General features: G+C 63.1%; 18 protein-coding genes. 5 read left to right on the plus strand and 13 right to left on the minus strand.

Annotated features, from left to right (window positions below):
• Positions 1–46: 46 nt before the first annotated feature.
• Positions 47–1,471 carry an NAD(P)H-quinone dehydrogenase gene (locus HMPREF2757_RS10765; RefSeq protein WP_070576635.1) on the minus strand — a complete coding sequence of 475 codons (1,425 nt, stop codon included), beginning with the start codon at positions 1,469–1,471 and terminating at the stop codon, positions 47–49.
• Between the two features lie 275 nt (positions 1,472–1,746).
• On the opposite strand from HMPREF2757_RS10765, the gene HMPREF2757_RS10770 reads away from it, so the two are divergent.
• On the plus strand, positions 1,747–1,995 hold the full coding sequence (locus tag HMPREF2757_RS10770) for a WhiB family transcriptional regulator (RefSeq protein ID WP_019175610.1): 249 nt from the start codon (positions 1,747–1,749) through the stop codon (positions 1,993–1,995).
• Positions 1,996–2,090: 95 nt separating this feature from the next.
• Here the strand turns inward: HMPREF2757_RS10770 and HMPREF2757_RS10775 are convergent, their stop codons facing one another.
• Both HMPREF2757_RS10775 and HMPREF2757_RS10780 read right to left on the minus strand, forming a co-directional pair.
• Positions 2,091–3,569 (minus strand): sensor histidine kinase, encoded by a 1,479-nt coding sequence (locus HMPREF2757_RS10775; RefSeq protein ID WP_070576638.1) that lies wholly within the window; start codon positions 3,567–3,569, stop codon positions 2,091–2,093.
• Complete coding sequence (locus HMPREF2757_RS10780) at positions 3,566–8,482, minus strand: NAD-glutamate dehydrogenase (protein WP_070576641.1); 4,917 nt, start codon at positions 8,480–8,482, stop codon at positions 3,566–3,568. Before HMPREF2757_RS10780 ends, HMPREF2757_RS10775 begins: the two co-directional genes overlap by 4 nt.
• A gap of 84 nt (positions 8,483–8,566) precedes the next feature.
• Between HMPREF2757_RS10780 and HMPREF2757_RS10785 the strand changes: the two genes are divergently transcribed.
• Entirely contained in the window at positions 8,567–9,019 is a 453-nt protein-coding gene (locus HMPREF2757_RS10785; RefSeq protein ID WP_070576643.1) for a DUF2505 family protein, read from the plus strand.
• 69 nt (positions 9,020–9,088) lie between these two features.
• Here HMPREF2757_RS10785 and HMPREF2757_RS10790 read toward each other — a convergent pair whose 3' ends face one another.
• From HMPREF2757_RS10790 to HMPREF2757_RS10800, 3 genes are read right to left on the minus strand one after another with little or no spacing between them, the layout of a single operon-like run.
• Positions 9,089–9,505, minus strand: a complete 417-nt coding sequence (locus HMPREF2757_RS10790) for a DUF6912 family protein (protein ID WP_070576646.1) — start codon at positions 9,503–9,505, stop codon at positions 9,089–9,091.
• Between the two features lie 4 nt (positions 9,506–9,509).
• A complete protein-coding gene (locus tag HMPREF2757_RS10795; protein WP_070576649.1) occupies positions 9,510–10,784 on the minus strand; it encodes a CpaE/TadZ family protein in 1,275 nt (424 codons plus the stop codon).
• Positions 10,781–11,401, minus strand: a complete 621-nt coding sequence (locus HMPREF2757_RS10800) for an SAF domain-containing protein (protein ID WP_070576652.1) — start codon at positions 11,399–11,401, stop codon at positions 10,781–10,783. Before HMPREF2757_RS10800 ends, HMPREF2757_RS10795 begins: the two co-directional genes overlap by 4 nt.
• Positions 11,402–11,546: 145 nt before the next feature.
• Between HMPREF2757_RS10800 and HMPREF2757_RS10805 the strand changes: the two genes are divergently transcribed.
• The gene (locus tag HMPREF2757_RS10805) at positions 11,547–11,765 is read left to right on the plus strand and encodes a helix-turn-helix domain-containing protein (RefSeq protein WP_070576656.1); all 219 of its coding nucleotides are present in this window, start codon (positions 11,547–11,549) and stop codon (positions 11,763–11,765) included.
• A gap of 6 nt (positions 11,766–11,771) precedes the next feature.
• Here HMPREF2757_RS10805 and HMPREF2757_RS10810 read toward each other — a convergent pair whose 3' ends face one another.
• The gene (locus tag HMPREF2757_RS10810) at positions 11,772–12,263 is read right to left on the minus strand and encodes a hypothetical protein (RefSeq protein ID WP_070576659.1); all 492 of its coding nucleotides are present in this window, start codon (positions 12,261–12,263) and stop codon (positions 11,772–11,774) included.
• A 128-nt stretch (positions 12,264–12,391) separates the two neighbouring features.
• Here HMPREF2757_RS10810 and HMPREF2757_RS10815 point away from each other — a divergent pair, with 128 nt between their 5' ends.
• Positions 12,392–13,204 carry a LysM peptidoglycan-binding domain-containing protein gene (locus tag HMPREF2757_RS10815; protein ID WP_070576662.1) on the plus strand — a complete coding sequence of 271 codons (813 nt, stop codon included), beginning with the start codon at positions 12,392–12,394 and terminating at the stop codon, positions 13,202–13,204.
• The gene (locus tag HMPREF2757_RS10820) at positions 13,201–13,641 is read left to right on the plus strand and encodes an Rv3235 family protein (protein ID WP_070576666.1); all 441 of its coding nucleotides are present in this window, start codon (positions 13,201–13,203) and stop codon (positions 13,639–13,641) included. The genes HMPREF2757_RS10815 and HMPREF2757_RS10820 overlap by 4 nt, the downstream gene beginning before the upstream one ends.
• Before the next feature lie 76 nt (positions 13,642–13,717).
• Here the strand turns inward: HMPREF2757_RS10820 and secA are convergent, their stop codons facing one another.
• The 6 genes from secA to mtrA all read right to left on the minus strand — a co-directional run bounded on the left by secA (position 13,718) and on the right by mtrA (position 22,121).
• Entirely contained in the window at positions 13,718–16,393 is a 2,676-nt protein-coding gene (gene secA / locus HMPREF2757_RS10825; protein WP_070576669.1) for a preprotein translocase subunit SecA, read from the minus strand.
• Positions 16,394–16,608: 215 nt separating this feature from the next.
• Positions 16,609–17,277 carry a ribosome hibernation-promoting factor, HPF/YfiA family gene (gene hpf, locus HMPREF2757_RS10830; RefSeq protein ID WP_070576672.1) on the minus strand — a complete coding sequence of 223 codons (669 nt, stop codon included), beginning with the start codon at positions 17,275–17,277 and terminating at the stop codon, positions 16,609–16,611.
• Between the two features lie 50 nt (positions 17,278–17,327).
• Entirely contained in the window at positions 17,328–18,065 is a 738-nt protein-coding gene (locus HMPREF2757_RS10835) for a ComF family protein (protein ID WP_176745933.1), read from the minus strand.
• The gene (locus HMPREF2757_RS10840) at positions 18,041–19,729 is read right to left on the minus strand and encodes an LpqB family beta-propeller domain-containing protein (RefSeq protein ID WP_070576678.1); all 1,689 of its coding nucleotides are present in this window, start codon (positions 19,727–19,729) and stop codon (positions 18,041–18,043) included. Before HMPREF2757_RS10840 ends, HMPREF2757_RS10835 begins: the two co-directional genes overlap by 25 nt.
• The gene (mtrB, locus tag HMPREF2757_RS10845; protein WP_070576681.1) at positions 19,726–21,444 is read right to left on the minus strand and encodes an MtrAB system histidine kinase MtrB; all 1,719 of its coding nucleotides are present in this window, start codon (positions 21,442–21,444) and stop codon (positions 19,726–19,728) included. The genes HMPREF2757_RS10840 and mtrB overlap by 4 nt, the downstream gene beginning before the upstream one ends.
• Complete coding sequence (gene mtrA / locus HMPREF2757_RS10850; protein ID WP_070576684.1) at positions 21,441–22,121, minus strand: MtrAB system response regulator MtrA; 681 nt, start codon at positions 22,119–22,121, stop codon at positions 21,441–21,443. Before mtrA ends, mtrB begins: the two co-directional genes overlap by 4 nt.
• Positions 22,122–22,133 lie beyond the last annotated feature (12 nt).

The following is a 22,133-nucleotide window of genomic DNA, read 5'->3' on the forward strand; positions in this document are numbered from 1 at the left end:
GCTGTCTGCTGTAACCGCCGCTGCGGTACGGCTTTGCGGCTGAAACTCAGAAGTCCAAACCTGCCGAGTGGTGCAGGCGGCGGGCGGCTTCTGTAATCGACCCGGACAGCGACGGGTACACGGCAAAGGAAGCTGAGAGCTGATCGACGGTCAGGCGGTTCTCAACAGCAACCGTGATCGGCATGATCAGTTCGGATGCCTTCGGGCCGACGACAACGCCGCCGAGTACGGAACCTGATCCGCGGCGGGCGTAGATCTTCACGAAGCCGTCCTTGATGCCCTGCATTTTTGCCCGCGCGTTGGTCGGCAGCGGCTGCAGCAGCTCTTCGACATCGTGGCCGGCTTCGGCCATCTCCGCCTGAGTGAAGCCGACCGTTGCGATTTCCGGTGCCGTGAAGACGTTGGAGGCCACATTGCGCAGCTTCAGCGGCATAACGGCGTCGCCGAAAGCGTGCCACATGGCAATGCGGCCCTGCATGGCGGCAACCGAAGCAAGCGGCAGCACGGGTGTGCAGTCACCCGCAGCGTAGATGCCCGGAACTGTTGTGCGCGAAACCCGGTCAACCACAATGTGACCGGAGTCTTCGAGTGCGATTCCGACGTTGTCCAAGCCGAGGTCATCGGTGTTGGGGATGGAGCCGACCGCCATGAGGCAGTGTGAGCACTTGACCTTGCGGCCATCTGCCAGTTCCACCGTCACACTGTCGCCGTCGCGGGTGACTGACGCCGCCCGCGAACGGCTGAGCACGTTCATGCCGCGGCCGCGCAGAGCGTTTTCGAGCACTTCGGCGGCGTCCTGGTCTTTGCCCGGCAGCACCTGGTCTCGGGAGGACACGAGGGTGACTTCGCACCCGAGCGCCTGATAGGCCGAGGCGAACTCGGCACCCGTCACACCGGAGCCGACAACCACGAGGTGCTCGGGCAGTTCATCGAGATCGTACAGCTGCTTCCAGGTGAGGATCCGCTCGCCGTCCGGCTTGGCGGAATCGAGTTCGCGCGGGTGCGCGCCGACGCTGAGCAGAATAGTGTCGGCTTTGAGCTGGTATTCGGTGCCGTCGGTTTCGGTCACGTCGACAAGATCGGGCCCGGCCAGCCGTCCGCGGCCCTTGATGACTTTGACACCGGCTTCGTGCAGTCCGTGCTTGATGTCAGTCGCCTGAGCATCTGCAAGCCGTTTGATTCGCGCATTGATTCTGGCGAGGTCGGCACCCAGGACGGAGTCGTCTGAGTCTCCGGACTGAACGAGGCCTAGGTGCGAAGCCGATTCCATCTCAACCATGAGCTCGGCAGTTGCGATCAGCGATTTCGAGGGAACAACGTCGGTTAGAACTGCCGAACCGCCGGTGCGGTTGCTTTCGACCAGCATGACTTCACCGCCCATCTGAGCGGCGACGAGAGCGGCTTCGTATCCGCCGGGACCACCGCCGATGATGACTACACGGTTCTGCGAGGGATCAAGCACATTCTTCACAGGTGCATTATGGCAAACGCCCGGGGTGGCCTAACTGACCGGTCCGCGCGTTCCCGGCAGACAGCTCCGACCATCACTCTGCGGCCAACCTGAGTTGTCATGGAGTTCACACAAGAAACCCCTTGTGCACGAGTGCGCCATATGTGACCCTTGAAACAGGCTGTGAGCTACAGGCCATTCGAAGCACCCTCGCTCCCTTATTCAACACCTGGAACAGGTGCGCTTCGTCGCCCTCACCAGCCGCCTGCCTAACGGCAACCGTACGAAAGGACACCATGGACTGGCGCCATCGCGCAGCGTGCCTCAATGAGGACCCGGAACTCTTCTTCCCCATCGGAAACACAGGGCCGGCCCTGCTCCAGATCGAAGAGGCCAAAAGTGTATGCCGTCGTTGCGAAGTTGCTGAAACCTGCCTGCAGTGGGCCCTTGACTCCGGTCAGGACGCCGGTGTGTGGGGCGGTATGAGCGAAGACGAACGCCGTGCCCTCAAACGCCGTGCAGCCCGCGCACGCAGAGCACGCTGACAACAGACAAAGCCGGCGGGGACTGAGGCTTCAGTCCCCGCTTCTGCATTTGCACGCAGCTGCTCTCAGAGTTCTTCCGCCCCGCGCAGGTGTCGCTACGAACCTTCGCGCAGCGGCACGTCGATGACTGCTTCTGTTCCCCCACCGGGGCGCGGCCGCCACTCAATGGTCCCATCCAGGTTGGTTGTGATGAGCGTGCGGACAATCTGCGTTCCAAGGCCGGAGCCCGGTCCGCGCTCATCTGAGATCCCCACCCCGGTGTCAGCGACGATCACCTCGAGGCGGTCGTCGTAGCGGCGGGGTGTAACAGTCACCGACCCCTCAACCGACTCTTCTTCGTCAAAGCCTCCGAAGCCGTGTTCAACCGCGTTGGTGACCAGTTCTGTCAGCGCCAGTGCAAGCGAAGTCGAATCAGCCGAGCTGATCGGCCCAAAGCTGCCGCGTCTGCTGACGGCCACCCGGATGTTCGGCGAAGCCAGCTCGGGGGTCAGGCGCAGACCCTTGTCGACGATCTCATCGAAATTGACTTCCGTTTCTATTCCCTGCGACAGCACGTCGTGGACAACCGCGATCATCTCAACCCGGCGCATAGCCTCCGACAGCGATTCTTTGGCATGCGGAGATTCTGCCCTCCTCTGCTGCAGGCGCAGGAGAGCCGACACTGTCTGCAGGTTGTTCTTCACCCGGTGGTGCACTTCGCGAATCATGGCGTCACGACTGAGCAGATCGCGTTCGCGCCTGCGGATCTCCGAAACATCGCGCAGCAGAACCAGCGCACCCGTTCGCACACCGCCGCGAGAAAGGGGAATAGACCGAAGCGACACTGCTACCCGGCCGGCTTCGACCTCCGTTCGCCACGCGGCCCGACCGGTGAGCACCAACGGCAGCGCCTCGTCGACGGGCCGCTGCTGTTTGATCAGGCCCGATACGATCTCAGCCAGGTAGCGGCCCTCGATATCACCTTCGTGCCCCAACCGGTGCAGCACCGAAATCCCATTGGGCGAAACATACCGAACCCTGCCCTCGCGGGCGAGAACAGCCAAACCGTCGCCCACCCGAGGTTCACCTCGGCGAGCAGCCGAGGGCGCCTCGGTTCCAGGGAAAGAGCCTTCGGCAACCATCGCCATGAGAGTCGATCCGCACAGGCGATAGTTCCGCTCCAGACGGCTCACGCCCCCGCGCCGCACGCCCTGAGTGTGGCGGGTCATCAGCGCAATCGTGCGCCCGTCGCGCCTGACCGGCACAGCTTCGACCTCCGCCAGATCGCACTCGTCTTCGTGGGAGGCCACAATCCGGTTCTGCGCGTAGGCGCGGGACAGCAGATCGTGCACCCCGGGCTCAGCGCGTTCGCCCACCTGGTCGCGGTGAAACACAGTCGCCCCGGTGGTGGGCCGACAGTGCGCGATGATGCGGAAGCTCTCGTCGCCGTCGACGCTTTCGGGAACCCACAGCACGAGGTCGGCAAACGACAGGTCGGCTATGAGCTGCCAATCCCCCACCAGCAGGTGGATCCACTCAATGTCTTCCTCACCGCGAATCGACGGGGCAGCCTGCAGCTCCTTTGAGAAGGTCATCGGACTTCAGACTGGAACTCGGTGGAGCGGACGACCGAGCGCAGCATGCGCAGCAGAACCGAAATCGGCGCCTGGCCCGGGTCGTCAATCCTGCTGATCTCCTCAATGAGCCCCACCACCTGCTCCATGCTCGTGCGGTTGGTGTACTCCCACTGCTCCATGCGCTCCACTGCGCGGTCTTCCAGCGTGGGCGCGGTGGTGTGTGAGACATCGAAAACAGACACCACGATGCCGTGCAGGGCCTGGTAGAACTCATCGCGCGTTGCAGCGCGTGCCAGTGCTTTCCACCGGCTGCTGCGGTCGAGCCTGCCGATCATCTTCAGAAGCGAAGCCGCTTCGAAGCGGGCCGACATGCCGTAGTAGACGGCCGCCACATCAAGGGCCGGGCGGTCCACGCGGCTGGCGATCTGCACGATGTCCAGAAGTGAGAACTCATCGAGCAGCCCGGCAGCCCGAGCCGCGACGTCCTCCGGAACACCCTCATCGACATAGGCCTGCTTGTTCGCTTGGTAGTCGGACAGGTCCTTGCCCTGCAGCACCGACGGCATGAGCTCACGCAGCTGAGCGACGGTCGCCTGGTAGTACTCGAGGGCCCTGAGCACATCGAATTCGCCGGGAGCCTGCTGAATGAGCCAGCGCGAAGCGCGGTCCAGCAGTCTGACGGCGTTGTACTGCAGGCGCTTCTGCACATCAACGGACACCCGGTTGTCGAGTGTGCGGATGTCATCCAGGTGCGCCTCAAGGCTGAACAGCTCATTGACGACGGTGTAGACGCGCGCCGCGTGCGCGATTGTCGTTCCGGTTTCCTCCAGCAGGCGGTAGAGGTAGCTGATGCCGCCGAAGTCCACGATCCTGTTGACGAGGTTCGACACCGCGATCTCGCGGGCCAGCGGATGAGATTCGATGATGTCGGAGAAGCGCTCAGCCACTGATGGTGGGAAGTAGCTTGCGAGGTACCGGCGCATAAACGCCTCATCCGGCACAGCGGAATTGAAGATCTGGCTGCCGGCATCCATTTTGACGTAGGCCAGCAGAACGGCGGTTTCCGGCGTTGTGATGCTTCCGCCTGCGTCGTGGCGCTGGGTCAGTTCGGCGTCTGTGGGCAGCGCTTCGACTTCGCGGTCGAGCCCGGCGTGCTCTTCGAGGTAGGCCATGAGCCGTTCGTGTGTCTGCGTCATAGACCGGGCGTTCCACGCGGCATCGCCGAGCGCGGCGTTCTGCGCGTAGTTGTGTTCGAGCACCGACCGAGCGACGTCGTCCTGCAGCGAGCGCAGCAGCCCGCTGCGGTCTTCGCGGGCCAGTGAGCCTGCCGCAATGGCCTGTTCCAGCAGCAGTTTGATGTTGACCTCGTGGTCGGATGCGTCGACGCCGCCGGAATTGTCGATCGCGTCGGTGTTGATGCGCACCCCGCTGCGGGCGGCTTCGACGCGGCCGCGCTGAGTGCAGGCGAGGTTTCCGCCCTCCACCACGACGCGCGCCTGCACGTCGGAACCGTTGATGCGGATGGCGTCGTTTGCCTTGTCGCCCACGTCGAGGTCGGTTTCTTCCGACGCTTTGAGGTAGGTGCCGATGCCGCCGAAGTACACGAGGTCGACCGGAGCGCGCAGGACTGCGCGGATGAGGTCATCCGGCGAGGTGGAGCCCGGCTCAATCCCAAGGGCCTCGGCTGCCTCCGCACTGACCGTGATGGCCTTCGCACTGCGGGAGAACACGCCGCCGCCGGCGGAGATGAGCTCTTGCGAGTAGTCCTTCCACGATGAGCCGGGAAGATCGTACAGCCGCTTGCGCTCCTGGAAAGAAGCGGCAGCGTCTGGGTTCGGGTCGATGAAGATGTCGCGGTGGTCAAACGCAGCAACCAGGCGGGTGTGGGGTGTGCGCAGCATTCCGTTGCCGAAGACGTCCCCGCTCATATCGCCGACACCGACGACGGTGAAGTCATCTTCATCCGTGTTGACCCCGAGCTCACGGAAGTGGCGTTCCGTGGACTTCCAGGCACCTCGTGATGTGATGCCCATTTCTTTGTGGTCGTAGCCGTTGGACCCGCCGGAGGCGAAGGCGTCGCCCAGCCAGAAGCCGCGGGCTGTTGAGATCGCGTTGGCGACATCGGAGAAGCGGGCGGTGCCCTTGTCGGCGGCGACGACGAGGTAGGCGTCTTCGCTGTCGTATACAACAGTGCGCTCGGGGCTGACAGCCGTGCCGCTGCCGTCGAGGTTGTCGGTGATGTCCAGCAGTGCGCCTATGAACTCTTCGTAGGCGGCCTGACCGGCGGCTGCGCGGGCTTCGGGGTCGCCCACCGGCAGCCCCTTGGGGTAAAAGCCGCCCTTCGCACCGGCGGGAACGATGAGAGCGTTCTTGACCATCTGGGTTTTGGCCAGGCCGAGAGCTTCCGTGCGGAAGTCATCGCGCCGGTCCGACCAGCGCAGGCCGCCGCGAGCCACAGCGCCGAAGCGCAGGTGCACGCCTTCAACCCGCGGCGAATATACCCACGTTTCGATCTGCGGGCGCGGCAGCGGCAGGAAGCCGAGCTCTTCGGGCAGCAGTTTGAACGCGAGCGCCGTGGGCAGGGCGCCGTCGGCCGGGTGGTAGAAGTTGGTGCGCACCGCGGCCCGAATAAAGGCCAGCATGGAGCGTACGATGCGGTCCTCATCGAGGGTTGCCAGACCGCGCAGGCCTGCCTCCACCCGGTTATCGTGCTCACTGACCGCAGTTTCGCGATCACCGGAGAACTCGGGGTCGAACTTTGCGGAGAACAGGTCGACCAGGCCGCGGGCCAAGTCGGTGTTCGCTGCCAGCACGCGGGCAATGTAGCTGTCGGAATAGGCCACCGAGGCCTGCCGCAGATAGCGGACGATCGAGCGCAGAAGTTCGACTTCGCGCCAGTTCAGGCCCGCCAGCAGCAGACGGTCGAGGTTGCCGTACTCGCGCTCTTCCATCCACCCTGCCAGGTAGGCATCTTCCAGCCGGCCGAAGTCGGCCTGCGTGATGGGTGTGGGGAACTCGATGCCGAAGTCGTACAGGTAGCGCTGCGTGCCGTCGCCGAGTGACAGGCGGTACGGACGTTCGTCGATGATGTCCCCGCCCATGGACGACAGCAGCGGCAGCATGGTCGACAGCGATGCGGGCTTGCGCTTGTAGAACAGCATGCGCACCCGGGTCAGTTCGGCGTCTTCCGGCAGTGTTTCCGGGTCGATGCCGCTTTCGCGCAGATGCTCGGAGTCCGGTTCGAACCGCATGAGTGCGCTGCCGAGCCGTTCGCACTCTTCAAAGCGGGCAATGTCAGTCAGGGCATCGTGCGGCGTGTAGGACTCTTCGTAGGCTCCTGGGAAAGCATTGCCCCACAGGGCGACTCGGGCTTGGTCGCTGTGGGATACGCGCGTGCCGGAAGGGGCGAGGAATTCCTGCACGTCTTCGCTCCAGGACCGCACGGCCCCGCGGATCCGGGCGGCGACTTCTGCGGAGTCGACCGCGGGCAGCGGCTCACTGCGGGCAACCCGGGCGGTGAAGTGCAGACGAGCCAGCGCCGAAGAGCTCAGCTGGACGTCGAAGTCCACGCTCTCAGCCCGATAGCGCTGACGCAGAACTCGCTCTACACGTTTGCGGGAGGCCGTGTCGTAGAGGTCGCGCGGAACATACACGAGCACGGAGACGAAGCGTTCGTAGTCGTCACGGCGGATGAACACGCTGGCTTCGCGCTTCTCCTGCAGATTGACCACCGGCAGGACGACCTTTTCGATGTCCTCGACTGACGACTGCAGGATTTCATCACGCGGGTAGCTTTCAAGCACCGACAGCAGTTCGTCGCCCGAATGCGATTCGCGCGACATTCCGGAACGTTCGATGATCTCTCGGGCTTTGCGGCGGATGACGGGAATGTCGAGGACTGACGAGGTGTACATCGACGAGGTGTACAGGCCGACAAAGCGCTTTTCGCCCACGATCTGCCCGTTCTCGTCAAAGGTTTTCACCCCCAGGTAGTCCATGTAGTCGGGGCGGATGATGTGGGAGCGTGAGTTCGCCTTTGTCAGGACGAGAACGTGACGGTCCTCTGCATGTGCCGCAACGGCTTCTGACAGAGGTGAGGTGGTGGCGCTGCGCATAGCGGAAATGCCCAGCGCGGTGGCTTCAATGGGTTCGAGAACCGACTGGCCGTCGATGTTCTTCAGCCGGTACTCGCGGTAGCCCATGAAAGCGAACCGGCCGTCAAGCCACTCCAGGAGTGCCGCGGCTTCGCTCGCTTCGTCTTCGAGGTCGTCTGCCGGCGGATTTTCGCGCAGCCGCTGAGCGATCTCCCGAGCTCGGTCCCGCATGGCCGGATAATCGCCGGTGGCAGCGCTGAGCATGCTGACAACACTGGCGAGAGTCTCCTGCAGCTGGGCGAATTCCTCTTCAGGGATCCGGTCAATTTCAATGTGGATCCACGATTCGACGTTCGTCTGCCCGCCGTCGCCTAGTTCAGCCGAGATGATCGGCAGGGCCGATGTATCGGTTGTGGTCTGCTGCAGCTGTGCCGGGTCAATGACCTCAAGCGTGCCACCGGTGCGCACGGTCCGCAGGATGGGGTGGTGCACAGCCCGGATGGCGTAGCCGAGGCTGGAGACCTTATTGACAATCGAGGACAGGAGGAACCGCTTGTCGCCGACGACGATGTCGATGATGGTGCGATTGCCCGTGTAGTCAGGATCGTCAGCGTCAGGGTTGTGAATGTCAATCTGCGGTGCTTCGCCGTCGAAGCGCCCGGCAACACCGAAGTGGTAGTCGAGGGTGGCCGCGAGCACTTCCGGACCGTACACCTCGAAATCGCTTTCGGTGACATTCGGATAATACGCGCTGACAAGGGCTGCTGATCCGGGATTGCCGGACAGCTGCTGCCAGCTCTGTGCGATTTCGGCGGTGTAGGCCTGCGTCACGCTCATCACCTCATGAGTGGTCTAAAGCTTTCGGTACCACTCTAGGTCGTCAACGACGATCGGTATATTTGCCGAATGAAGAAAATCCGAGTGAGTGAACGACTCCGGGCCGAAACCACCTCAGTGCGCTCGATCCTGGCTTCCCCGCACAGCTGGCAGACAGCAGAGGGCTCCACCGCGACGGCCGAAGCCGGTGATGCTGGAACGGTCGTGCGGGCCCGTGCTTCACTGGCCTCTTTTGACCTTCCCGATGCGGCAGCCGCCTTTGTGAGCAAAGCCGCCAACCTGGAGCAGACGATCACAGTGCCCGACGCATTCCCGGATGAGCCGGCCGCCTACGCGGCTGAAATCCCGGGTGTGCCGCTGCGGATCACCGCCGATGTCACGGCTGAGGGACTGGGCGATGGGCATTCGCTCATCACGGTCGACGCCGAGGCGGAATCGTCAGTCCCGCTGCTGGGCGGCATGATCGAAGAAGCCGCGGCAGCCGCCGTCGAACGGGTTTTCCGCGACCGGCTGGCCTCAATCGCCAAAGCCGGCTGAGGTTCTGACCGACGGGCGGCTTCTCAACCGGCGAGCGGAAGTCTGAGGCCGACTGATTGAGACCGGCGGTCAGGCGCGGAAGTCTGCAAGCAGGTGGTCGATCTCAGACGGCGCATACCACAGCAGGTCCTGCTCGATCAGCTCATCTTCCGTGCTGCTGTGCCGTAAGTGCTCATCAACATGAAAGCTCACAACGGCGGCCGCGGGAAGACTCGCTGTGCTCACCGCGATCTGATCATCCACGTTCGAAGCTCCGCCCACCTCAACATCGGCAGCCGCCACAATCCTGGCGGTGCCGCTGGAAGCCGCAGAAGCGGCTGCCGCTGTCGCCGCGGCTGTCATCGCGCGCCACTCGGCATAGTCAAGGTCATCCCCGCGCAGGGCCGCGGCAGAATCTGTCAGGAAGAACACGGTTCGCTCCCCCAGGTTCGGCCAGGCGGCAGCGAATTCTTCGAAGTCACAGGCTGTGTACACGCGCTTCTTCATACGCCTATTGTCCAATGGCGCTGGGCTCAACAGCACCGGCCCCGGTATCGCGGAGTGATGAGCGCAGCAGATCGGCAAGCCCCCGCCGGCGGTTCCGTCCCGTTCGCCTGCGGGCAGCCGGTGCCAGTCCCAAGGTCCTGGCGAAGTCCCACAGGGCGATGCTCAGAGCACTCTTCGGCGAGGCCTCGATGATTGTGGTGCCGGAGAGGACAGCACGGTCGAGCGCATCGCGCGCATCCGGCAGAAGAACCGGAGATTCACAGCCGACAAAGCGCATCAGCGTCTGCTTGATCCGCTGCTCGGGATCGGCCCCGACAGCGCTTTCGCGCACACGATTGACCACGGTGTGCAGTTTCTTTGCCCGTCGAGCCCGCTCACTTCCGAGGACATTCATCAGTCGCACAAGCGCCGGCGGTTCCGCCGCGCCGACCACGATGAGGTCATCAGCGGAATCAAGGACCGCCCGGGTTGCCGCATGCCGGTCGTAGAAGGGATCCGCGAGAGGATCATCCGGGTCGATGCGGGCCGCAACATCGACAATGACAGCCGAATAGCGTTTGGCAAGCTCCTCCAGAACAGCTGTCAGCGCTGCGGCCCGCACCTCCGGCCACCGGTCAGCGCGACTGAGCCCGGTCACAACGTCAAAGCCCGGCCGGACACGCGCAGTGCAGCGCGAGATGACGGCCTCGTCAAGAGATTCTGCACTGCGGCACAGCGCAGCAATCTTCGACGCGTCGTCCAGCAGCCCCAACATCACCGCCTGAGAGGCGTGCACCGTGTCAGCGTCCACCAGAATCGTCGAAGCCGCCCGCGAACTGATGTCGGCAAGTGCTGCCGCAAGCGTGGACCGTCCAGGCGCACCGTCAGCGCCCCACACCGCGACGATCCGCCCCGGACTTCCGCTGTATACCGGGGCAGCCGTCGGCGGTTCGGGAATATCAGCCGGTTCGGCAAGCGCGCAGGCGCGCACCGCATCACACAGGGCTTCTGCCGGACAGCCGGCCTCCACCTCGGCAGCCACGCCCCAGTCGGACACCAGCCCCGAACCGTAGCCCAGAATCCGAACGCCCAAACGCCGAGCCCTGTCCCGAAATTCGGCGTCCACGCCCGGAAAATAGCGGCTGACCACATAGACTTCGGCCGCACCGGCCGACATCGCGGCAGCCAGTTCGACCGCATCGGCAGGACGGGAGCGGACCGCAATGTCGCCTGCGGCAGAAAGCGCCGCCGCCGCGGAGCTTTCAAACTCGACATCGACCGCGACAACAACTGAAATCATGGGCTGTCCTTCGGAATCGACACCACCGACAGGTGATCTTCTGCCGCAATCGCCTGCAGAACCTTCTGCAGGCTGTCATTGGGCACAAAGACCTCGACACTCACCCCGGAGTTGACCGCAAAGCCCCCGCCCTCACGCTGAACAGAAAGAACTGCGGCATTGCGCAGAACAGCCTGGGGCTCTCCCCTGTCCTTGCGCATGTCGACTGCCCACACATCAACCCGGGAACCGGCCTTCACATCTGCCGGCAGGGACTGCTGGAGCAGCAGGGAAACCCGACGACCGCCCAGGCTGTCACCGGAACCGACCTGAGAGGTCGGCACGAGGTCCCCGGCAGCGATAGGGCTGAGAACAGTCTGGCCGATGAGGTCGTCATCAGCAGCGCGCTTGTAGCCGCCGCTGTCTTCTGGCAGACGAACCTCAACCGGACGGATGTTCTCGCGAGTGATGACAGTTCCCGGTGCCAGCGGTTCCGCAGCCGCCCACACCGTCGTGGTTTTCGCAACGCTCGTCACGACAAACCACGTGGCGACAACAGATGCGACAAGTATGAGAACAGCTACGAGAACGCGCGGATCGCGAAGCTTGGGAGCGCGAAAGCGAGGTGCAGTGTGCATCAGATCTCCATTGATCGATTTTTCTGCCGTTACATGTATTTTGCTACCATTTGATGCAGTTTGCGGGATATTCTTCTTTGAATATACACGGACGCACCATCCGTGCCCACCCCCTGCGCTTCACCACCAGTCAAAGGAGCTCAGAATGGTCGTCGAAACCCGTTTCCTCCCACTCACCGACGTTGCAGAGATGCTCAGCATTTCGACCGCCGGAGCGCGCAACCTCGTCCGCTCCGGCGAACTGCGGGCCATCAAGGTCGGCGGCCGAGGCCAGTGGCGCGTGGAGAAGTCAGAAATCGAAAACTACATTCAGCGCATGTACGCCCAAACCCAGCAGGAGATCGAAGCCGGCACCGACATGTGATCGCCGCTAGCGCAGAACCCTGACCACAGAGATCCGGCGCAAAGGCACCAGCTCAAAGACTCCCCGCCTGCGCAGCTGCAGGTAGTCTCGGGCCACAGCGTGCAGCAACCCTTCAAGGCTCGCCCCGGCGGTTTCAACGCGCACCTGTGCCCGCTGCGCACACCACTGCCCCAGTATCGACCGCGCCGAACGCCAGCGTCCCTGCGCCGCGTGTTCGCGCGGTCTCAGAGCAGCCCCTTCAACCGCTGCAAGCATCACGAGAACTTCGCCCTCAAGACAGCAGCACCCCTCGCCGACAGACACCAGTGTGCCTGAAACAGCGCCGGAGGCAGTGCGCAGATGAACGTGCTGACCGACGGCACCGGCCAAGCGCTCAACAAAGGTGACCTCGTAGAAGCTTTCAGCAACAAGGTCACCGTATTCACCCTCGCGTTCGCGGGCTGCCTCAGCGGCAGCCTGGCCCTCGAGATCGGCAAAAAGCTCATCAAAGCGGTCCATGAATACATTGTGCCGCGAGTCACAGAATCCAGCCATTGAGCAAAAACTTTAATCGAAGTTATTCGAACATCGTTGCACTTTAGTTCCTGTGATGTATTTTAATATCAGCTGATCACAAAGGAGTGACTATGAAGCCAACCGAACTTCACCTGGGAGCGTCCGCCCTGCACCTGCTCATCTGCATCGCGCTGCTGACAGCAGGGCCCTCTCTGGCAGACCGAGCCCTGAACGCAGACATCGGCGCAGCAGCAGTCGTGACAGCCCTGTGCGCGGCCGCACTCGCCGGACTTCGCCTGCAGCTGTCCCTGGCACTCATCGCGGCCGCTCGCGCCTTTGACCTCATCGGCCTGCCGGGTGCCGCAGCGCTTGCGGCCGGAGCACGCAGAGTCGCCCCCGCCGCATTGAAAGCATCGGCAGCTTCCATGACGGCAGTCGTTCTCGCAACGAGCACAGCCCACGCCGCACCAAGCCAATCCGCACCTGCGCAGAGCTCATCAACAGCACCCCAGACTGTCGGCGCACACAGCACAACACCACCTCCCCACTGGCCGACAACACCGCCGGGAGACACCCCCTATCTCGACACTCGCACCGACGCTCCGGCAGACCCCAGCTGGCCGACACAGCCGCCTGAGTCGAGTTCGCCGGGCTCACAAGCGCCAGATTCACAAGCGCCGGAAACACCGACGCGCAGTTCACAGCCAAAGGAGAGTCCACGTGAAACTCGCGAAACGGCAGAGGCGAAGACCTCGCACAAAGCCGGCGCGCCCCATCGCGTAACAGTCGCAGAGGGCGACAGCATCTGGAAGATCGCACTCGCTCACCCAAAGCCCGGACAGTCAACAGCTGAGCGCGTCAATGCCATCAGTCGCGCCAACGCAGACGTGCTGAACGGCAACCCCGACCTCATCTATCCCAACACCGAACTGGAGCTGCCATGACCGCCGAACCGCTCACCCTGACCCGACCCGCCGGAACCCGCGTTCGCGCACCGAAGAAACCTCTTCCAACGCCGAAAGAGCAGACAGCTGCTGAAAAACAGCGCGAAGCGGAAGCCGCAGCCGCCTTTGTCCGCTCAATCGTCACCGCTTTGACCGAAGTCGAATACGGCGTGCGGACCCTGCAGTCCATTGAACGGTGGCTCGCCCCGGAAGTCCGCAGCGCCATCGTATCCTCACTGCGAGTGCGCCGGACCCTGCGCGCCGAACAGCCTGTGGACTACATCCGGGGAATCGGCCGCCCGCGCCTGAGCAGTCCCGCACCGAACGTCATAGAGGCCGCTGTCTCCATCGCACTGAGGCCCCGGACGAAAGCGTGTGCGCTGCGGTTGGAAAAGAACCGCGGGCGATGGATTGTCCGCGAATATCTGACAGGCTGACACAACAGGGAAGGCCTGCTCATAAACCGAGCCCCGCGCTGCAGCGCGGGGCTCGGTTTATGAGCAGGCAAAAGACTCAGCGGCGCCTTCTCCTTCTGCGGCGCTCAGCGCGGTTGACACCGCCGCTGTCTTCATCCGCAAGGCCTTCAGAGCGCTTCTCACCTTCGCCGGGCTCGCTGGGGCCGGCCAGCGTCAGCTTCGGCAGCGTCGTGCGCAGCGCGTCGGACTCGACTTCGACCTCGTCGCTCTGGACCGTCTTGACCTGCACCTGCAGTTTGTTGACAAGGCGCGTGGCGTCTTCTTTGATGCCGTCCTGCATCCTGGTGAACATCTCAAAGCCCTCGCGCTGATACTCCACGAGCGGATCGCGCTGGGCCATAGCCCGCAGACCGATGCCGTTCTTGAGGTAGTCCATTTCGTACAGGTGCTCGCGCCAGCGCTTGTCAATAGTGGTCAGCAGAACGCGGCGCTCCAGCTGGCGCAGCGCTTCCGAACCGAGTTCGCGTTCGCGCTTTTCGTAGGCAAGTTCGGCATCCGCCTGAATTTCTTCGAGGATCTTTTCGCGGCTGAGGCTGCCCTTGCCGCCGGCGTCCTCGTAGAGATCTTCCGGGGTGATGGAAGTTGCGTAGAGATCCTGCAGGGCAATGAACAGCTTGTCCATTTCCCAGTCTTCGGGATCACCCGCCGTTGCACCGTCAACGTAGGCGCGCAGAACATCGTCGCGGAAGTCGTGAATCTGGTCTGCGAAGTCGTCGCCTTCGAGAACGCGCTGGCGTTCGTCGTAGATCACCGTGCGCTGGCGGTTGAGAACGTCGTCGTATTTCAGGACGTTCTTGCGCTGTTCGGCATTGCGCTGCTCAATCTGGTTCTGCGCGGACAGGATAGCGCGGCTGACGAACTTCGATTCGAGCGGTTCGTCTTCGGGAGTGTTCGCAAGGGCGAGTGCCCGTTCGGCGGCACCGGCTCCGAACAGGCGCATAAGGTGATCCCGCATAGAAAGGTAGAAGCGCGATTCACCGGGGTCACCCTGACGGCCGGAGCGTCCGCGCAGCTGGTTGTCAATACGGCGCGATTCGTGGCGTTCAGTGCCCAGAACATACAGCCCGCCGAGCTTGCGGATTTCTGCTGCGGCTGCTTCCACCTGTTCTTCGGCTGCTGCGAGGACACCCGACCACTGGGCTTCGTACTCTTCGGAATGCTCAGCCGGATCGAGGCCCCGCCTTTCCATTTCCGCAACCGCAATGTGCTCGGCATTGCCGCCGAGCATGATGTCGGTACCGCGCCCGGCCATGTTGGTGGCGACCGTGACGGCCCCCTTGACACCCGCCATCGCGACAATCGATGCTTCACGCGCGTGGTTCTTGGCGTTGAGGACCTCGTGGCGAATGCCCCGCTTGGCCAGAAGCGATGACAGGTACTCCGACTTTTCTACGCTCGTCGTGCCGACGAGCACCGGCTGGCCCTCTTCGTGGCGTTCGGCGATGTCTTGGACGACAGCGTCGAACTTCACTTTTTCGTTGCGGTAGACAAGGTCGGGCTTGTCCTCCCGCAGCAGCGGCTTGTTCGTGGGAATCGGCACCACGCCGAGCTTGTAGGTCGAGTTGAATTCGGCCGCTTCGGTTTCGGCGGTGCCGGTCATGCCCGCCAGTTTGTCGTACAGGCGGAAGTAGTTCTGCAGAGTGATCGTCGCGTGCGTCTGATTCTCAGCCTGGACTTCGACGTTCTCCTTGGCCTCCAGCGCCTGGTGCAGGCCTTCGGAGTAGCGGCGGCCGGGCAGAATACGGCCGGTGTGTTCGTCGACTATCATGACTTCGCCGTCAAGCACAACATAGTCCTTGTCGCGCTTGAACAGCTCCTTGGCCTTGATCGAGTTGTTGAGGAAGCTGATGAGCGACGTGTGGTCTTCGTCGTAGAGGTTGCCGATTCCGAGATAGTTCTCCACCCGCTCGATGCCGGGCTCGAGGATGCCGACTGTGCGGTTCTTTTCGTCGACTTCGTAATCGCGGTCAAGTTTAAGGCGCTTGACGATCGTGGCGAATTCGCCGAACCAGCGGTTCGCGTCGCCTTCTGCCGCGCCCGAAATGATCAGCGGGGTGCGTGCTTCGTCAATGAGGATCGAGTCGACCTCGTCGACGATCGCGAAGTTGTGGCCGCGCTGAACCATGTCGGCGACTTCCAGCGCCATATTGTCGCGCAGATAGTCAAAGCCGAATTCGTTGTTGGTGCCGTAGGTGATGTCAGCCGCATACTGTTCGCGGCGCTGGGCAGCCGGCATATTCGACATAATGCAGCCGGTTTCCATTCCGAGGAACCGAAAAACACGCCCCATGAGGTCAGACTGGTAGCTGGCCAGGTAGTCATTGACCGTCACGACGTGCACGCCTTTGCCCGTCAGAGCGTTGAGGTACGAAGGCGCTGTCGCAACGAGAGTCTTGCCTTCACCGGTCTTCATTTCGGCGATGTTGCCCATGTGCAGAGCCGCACCGCCCATGAGCTGAACGTCGAAGTGCCGCAGGCCCACCGTGCGCGCTGAAGCTTCGCGAACTGCCGCAAAAGATTCGGGAAGCAGCTTGTCGAGGCTTTCGCCGTCGGCAACGCGAGCCTTGTAGCGGTCTGTTTCTTCGCGCAGCTGCGCGTCTGTCATAGCGCTGTACTCGTCAGACAGATTGTTGATCGCCGTGGCGTAGTTCCGGAGCCTCTTCAGGGTGCGTCCTTCGCCAATCCGAAGCAGCTTCTCAAGAATGTGGGCCACGTTTCTCCTCTGTCCGTTTCAGCGCAGCGAATCTCGACATGCGTCAGATAAGTCTAACGCGCAGACGTACGGCTGTCGCGCGGCCAACCCGCGGCAGCGCCCGTCAGAGTTTGCTCAGCGCTTCGCAACCGGCGGTCGCAGTGCAGCCGGAGCAGACAAGAAGCGCGGCGGACGCCCGGTGGCATCCGCCGCGCACAAGCTGCAGAAGTGGAGTATCAGCTGCTCTGCGAGTCTTCCAGCGCAATCACGCCGTAGCTCCATCCCCGCCTGCGGTAGACAACCGAGGGCTGGGAGGTGTCCTGGTCTATGAACAGGTAGAAGTCGTGCCCGACCATCTCCATGCGGTTCAGAGCCTCTTCGATGCCGATCGGCTCAGCCGGGAAGGTCTTCTCGCGCAGCACCACCGGAGAATCACCCTCGGCCCGGATGCGGCCGTTGGTGGGGTCTGCATCATCGACGTCTTCTGCCTCATCCACAGCCGGTTCGCTGTCTTCGGCGGGCGCGGGAGCCGCGGGCGCGTCGACAACCGGCATGTCAGCGAAGACTTCGCCGGTCGATTGGCGGCGGTGTCCGCCCTTGCGCGAGATCTTGCGCCGGTCGCGAGCACGGCGCAGACGCTCAAGGAGCTTCGCCCACGCAAGATCAAGCGCTGCGTACTTATCGGAAGCGTGCGCTTCGGCGCGCAGAACCGCTCCCCTGCTGAAGACGGTGATCTCCACGCGGACGGCTTCGTCCGGGCGGCGCACGCTTTCTTCGTGGGTGATGTTGACTTCAACGGCCTGGGCATCAGGACTGAGCTTTTCAGCCTTGGAGATCTTGTCCTCGATATGAGTGCGGAAGCTGTCCGAGATAGCAAGACCGCGTCCCTTGACGACGATGTCCATTGTGCTCTCCTTTGACGTCGGAAAACCATCAAAAACGATGGTCACCTTCATTAAAGCGCATTCGGCACCGGCTGACGAGAACTCCCCCGTGCGATTCCGATAACCGCGAGTCCATCCGGTGTGCACCCGGCGTTCATCAGCGCCCGAGTCGTCTCGGCACCCGTGGCCCCCGTGGTGGAAATATCGTCGACGACGATGACCTTTGCCCGCCGGTTCCAGTCGCCGACCAGGCTCGCGTGCTCACGTGCAACGGCGTGGGTGCCCTCGACATTCGCCTTCCGCGCCGCACTGCCAAACCCCACCTGATCACGGTGACCGCTGACGGTCAGCACTTCCGCGCACCCGACACTCACACCGTCGGATCGCAGCATCTGCGCCGCAGATTCAGCACACGCTGCGACGTGATTGCCTCCTCGTCTGCGCACCGCCGCCGGCGAAGAGGGCACCGGCACGAGGATCACAGGGCGACCATCCACCGGGCTGTCCTGAAGCGCGTCGACAACAGCACGCGCCAGCAGCAGACCCAGGACTGCCACGATGTCGCGTCTGCCGTGCTCCTTATACGCCACGAGCACGTGCCGGAGCACACCGTCGTACACGCCCGCGCCGCTGACAGGCAGTCGGCCAAAGCGCGGCTGACTGCGCAGCACAGGACCGTCAAGGGCCTCTATGCAGTCCCCGCACAGCGACACGGTCTCAATCCCACACCCGGCGCACACGCGCGGCAGGAGCAGATCGGCGATGTCGGACAGCAGCTTCACAGTCAGCCCGGGTACATGGGATTCCACGCCTTTGCCCCGACAACCCTCTGCCACGTCCCTGACGTATACGTGTACACAACACCGTTGTCAGAGCCGACCCGCATGCTGCCGAGGTCCCCGGCTGCTGAAATCGTCAGCCCGTCGGCAATTGCTCCCAAGCCCACGGAGGGCCCGCCAGTCCACAGGCGATGCGCGTTGGCCGCGGCTTCATCTTCCGACAGCACCGCCAGGAACGAGCTTCCGGCCCAGCTGAAGTCCAGCACCTGTCCGAATTTCTGGCCGACCGGCAGCGGATCACCCGCGCTCAAACGGTCGGGCTTGCCTTCGCGGGAGCGGACGATTCCCACAACGTCGATGCGAGTGCCCCCAGCACCGGAAGACAGCACAGCCAGCCGACTGCCTTCACGGGACACCGCGATTCGCTGTACCGTGCGATCTTTGGCAAACGGCATTGCCATTGACACGAGTTCTCCGGTTTTGCCGACAGCCCGGATCTCCGCCGACTTCGCTTCGACCGTGTACACCCATTCGAAGCGGTCGACGCTTGGGCTCACGAAGCCGTGTCCGGTGATGAGGGTTTCGACATCTTTTTCTGCGCTGAAGCGCTCAATCTGCTTGCGGTTTTCGCTCGTGTAGTAGTAAGACTGACCGTCATAGGACTGAGCCGGAAGAACTTTGTCCGACACTTTCGGCGAGTTTTCAACCGGGTCAAAGGAATTGCCCGCGACCCTCGCGATCCTGCCGCTGGAAACCACCACGGCGGCTGCGTCCACCGGCAGGTCAGCAGACACATCGGAACCCGAAGTGATGTTCGACTGGGGTGTTTGGACGCGAACGTCCGAAATCGAGGTGTTTGCGCGCATGGTTTGGGAAATCTGCGAATACAGGCGTTTGCTCGTCGTGTCATCGAGATCGCCGACTTCCTGGGACAGGCCGACGTCGACCGTGCCGCCCTCAGCGGTGACGACGGAGGGTTCGAGTGTGGTTCCCTCCGGCACGGCGGAGATGACTGCGCCGCGCAGATGTTCCCCGGGGCCCTTGAGCAGCTGGCGGGCCACTTCCGTCAGCGTGCCGTTGCCGCGGACAAACCACCGAACGTCCGGCACGAGATACGAATAGTCCTGCGTGAAGAAGTACAGCGGGTAGGCCTGGAAGATCCGGTTGAAGTTCGCTTCGGACAGCACGATGCCGTCGGGAGCATCCGAAATCCGCCATTCGCCGTTGACCTGGCGCAGGCTGAACTCCAGCTTCGTTTCAGTGCCGGAGGGGCTGTCGCGGTAGACGTGGGAAGAGTCGAGGGAAGCCTGCACGGGAACCGCAAACGACACATTGCGCGAATTGGTCGTCACAGAGGCCGTGAGGCTTTCAAGTGACAGGCCCGCTTCGACAATCGACACGTTTTTGAGCGGACTCCATTCACCGGCAAGGTCATCGGTCAAAAAGGAACGGGCCACCGCGAAGCTGCCGGATGAGCTCGAACCGGCAGCCAGGAAGCCGCGCACGATCGAAGCGGGGCTGGCCCCCGGTGCAGGACCGTCTGGGTCTGTGCGGGACTGGACGTCGTTCTCGGATTCCTCCACCGCGGCCGTTCCGATCTGCCCTCCGTGGGGAATGGTGGCGCATCCGGCTGCGCTGAGAGTCAGCAAGAAGGCGCTTGCAGCAGCCGCGAACCGTCGGAGGCGACTGGTCATGACTGTTCTCCGTCCTCATCTGCCGCATCGGCCGGTGATGCGGTTTCGACGACAATCGGTATCGACCCCGTCTGCACGCGCACAGAACCGTCCGAGGTTGCCGGCCCGGCAATGAGCGCGGGCCCGTGTGCGGGAGCATCCGCGGGAGGCAGCGGAAGCGGGGACGATGTGATTTCGGTTCCCTGCCTGCGCGGAAGGGTCAGGCGGAAGCAGGCGCCGTCGCCGGGACTTCCCCACGCTTGGAGCCAGCCGTCGTGCAGGTGCGCGTCTTCCAGCGCAATCGCCAGGCCCAGGCCGGTGCCGCCGAGTGTGCGCCGGCGGGACGGATCTCCGCGCCAGAACCGGTCGAACACGTGCTCGACCTGCTCGACGGTCAGCCCAACACCGTGATCGCGGACGCTGATCGCGCAGGATTCTGCGTTCGCGGCCACATACACATCGATGTTCTTCTTTTCGCCGTGTTCGATCGCGTTGACGACGAGGTTGCGCAGGATCCTGCCGATGCGGATCTGCTCGACTTCCGCTGTCACCGGCGTCGACGGCGTGTGCATGACGATCTGACTGCCCGCCTGCTCAGCCACGATGGTCAGCCCGTCGACGACGTTGGACACGATTTCGGTGATGTCCTGTTCCTTGGTCTCAAGTTTGACGAAGCCGGCGTCGTGCCGGGACACTTCGAGGAGGTCGGACAGGAGCAGTTCAAAGCGCTCCACCTGCGATTTCAGCAGCTCAACGGAGCGCTGTCCGGTTGTGTCGAGTTCGTCTTTTTCCGCGTACAGCATTTCCGTGGCCGCGCCGATCGTGGCCAGCGGTGTGCGCAGTTCGTGAGAGACATCGGATACGAACTGGCGCTGTAAGACGGTGAGCTCTTTCATGCGCACAATCTGATCCTGCAGGGTGTCCGCCATGTCGTTGAAGCTTCGGCCCAAAGCGCCGAGCTCGTCATGGCTCGTGACTGTGACGCGCTCGTCGAGGTCGCCGTCGGCCAAGCGCAGTGCGGCCCGTGCTGTTGAGCGAATCGGCGAAACGACAAGCCCGGTGACAAGCCAGGCGACGGCCACGACGAGGACGACCATGACGATCCCCGCGACTGTGAGCGCACGCTGAATGAAGTTGAGCGTATTCTGCTCCTCCTGCAGGTCGGCGACGACGTACAGGTCGAATTTGCCGCTTCCCGGCAGAGAAACAGACTGTGCTACCACAATGCCGGGCGAGCTCTTCTGCCCCGGCAGGGTGATCGACTGGTACGTCTGGGTTCCCACGGGAGTTTCCTGTGCTTTGGTGAGAAACGCCTCGTCGAGTTCTGATGGGCGCACGGGCTCCTGGCCGTACGGAAGGGCGATGATCGGCGCGACAGAACGTCCGCGATCCCGCGGTTCCAGGGCAATGCTGCGCAGCGGAGTAGACGATCTGACCATCATGGAGCGCAGCTGGGTGTTCACGGTTTCGCTCAGCTGGGCAATGCCCTCGGATGTCGCGGTGGATTCAAGCTCCGAGGCATAGCCTGCCGTTTGGGAGGTGATCGACTGGAGTTTGGCTTCAAACAGGCCGCGGGCGATTTCCCGCGACACGTACGAACCGACCAGCAGAACCGCCGCAATCGACAGGATGAGCGTCAGCGCAACAACGCGCACCTGCAGGGAGCGGCGAAACAGCCGAACGGCGAGCAGATAGGCTCGCAGCCCCAGCCGACGGGCGGTCGTCCAGAGTCTCACGCAGCGTGACCGGCCCGATAGCCCACACCGCGAACGGTGACGACGATTTCCGGGTTTTCAGGGTCGCGCTCGATTTTGGAGCGCAGACGCTGTACGTGCACGTTGACCAGGCGCGTATCCGCCGAGTGCTGATAGCCCCACACTTCTTCCAGCAGCTGTTCGCGTGAGAACACCTGCCACGGTTTGCGGGCCAAGGCGGTCAGCAGGTCGAACTCCAGGGGGGTGAGCGAAATCGGCTCGCCGCCGCGAGTCACGGTGTGGCCGGACACGTCGATCGTGACGTCGCCGACGGTCAGGTGCTCAGGCGCGGTCGGTTCGCTGATCCGCAGCCGTGCGCGCACCCGGGCGATGAGCTCCTTGGGTTTGAACGGCTTGGGCACGTAGTCATCGGCCCCTGCTTCGAGGCCGGCGACAACATCAACCGTGTCGGATTTGGCGGTGAGCATGATGATCGGAACATCGGATTCCCTGCGGATCTCGCGGCAGACCTCCATTCCGTCTTTGCCCGGCAGCATGAGGTCAAGGAGCACGAGGTCGGGTTTGGATTCGCGGAATGCGCCGAGAGCTGCATCGCCCGTCGCGCAGAAATCAGGTTCAAATCCTTCTGACTTAAGCACAATGCCGATCATCTCGGCCAGCGCTGTGTCGTCGTCTACCACAAGAATCCGTGCGTTCATAGCCTTTATTGT

Origin of the sequence: Brevibacterium sp. HMSC063G07, from assembly GCF_001810665.1 — a bacterium.
Taxonomy (GTDB): domain Bacteria; phylum Actinomycetota; class Actinomycetes; order Actinomycetales; family Brevibacteriaceae; genus Brevibacterium.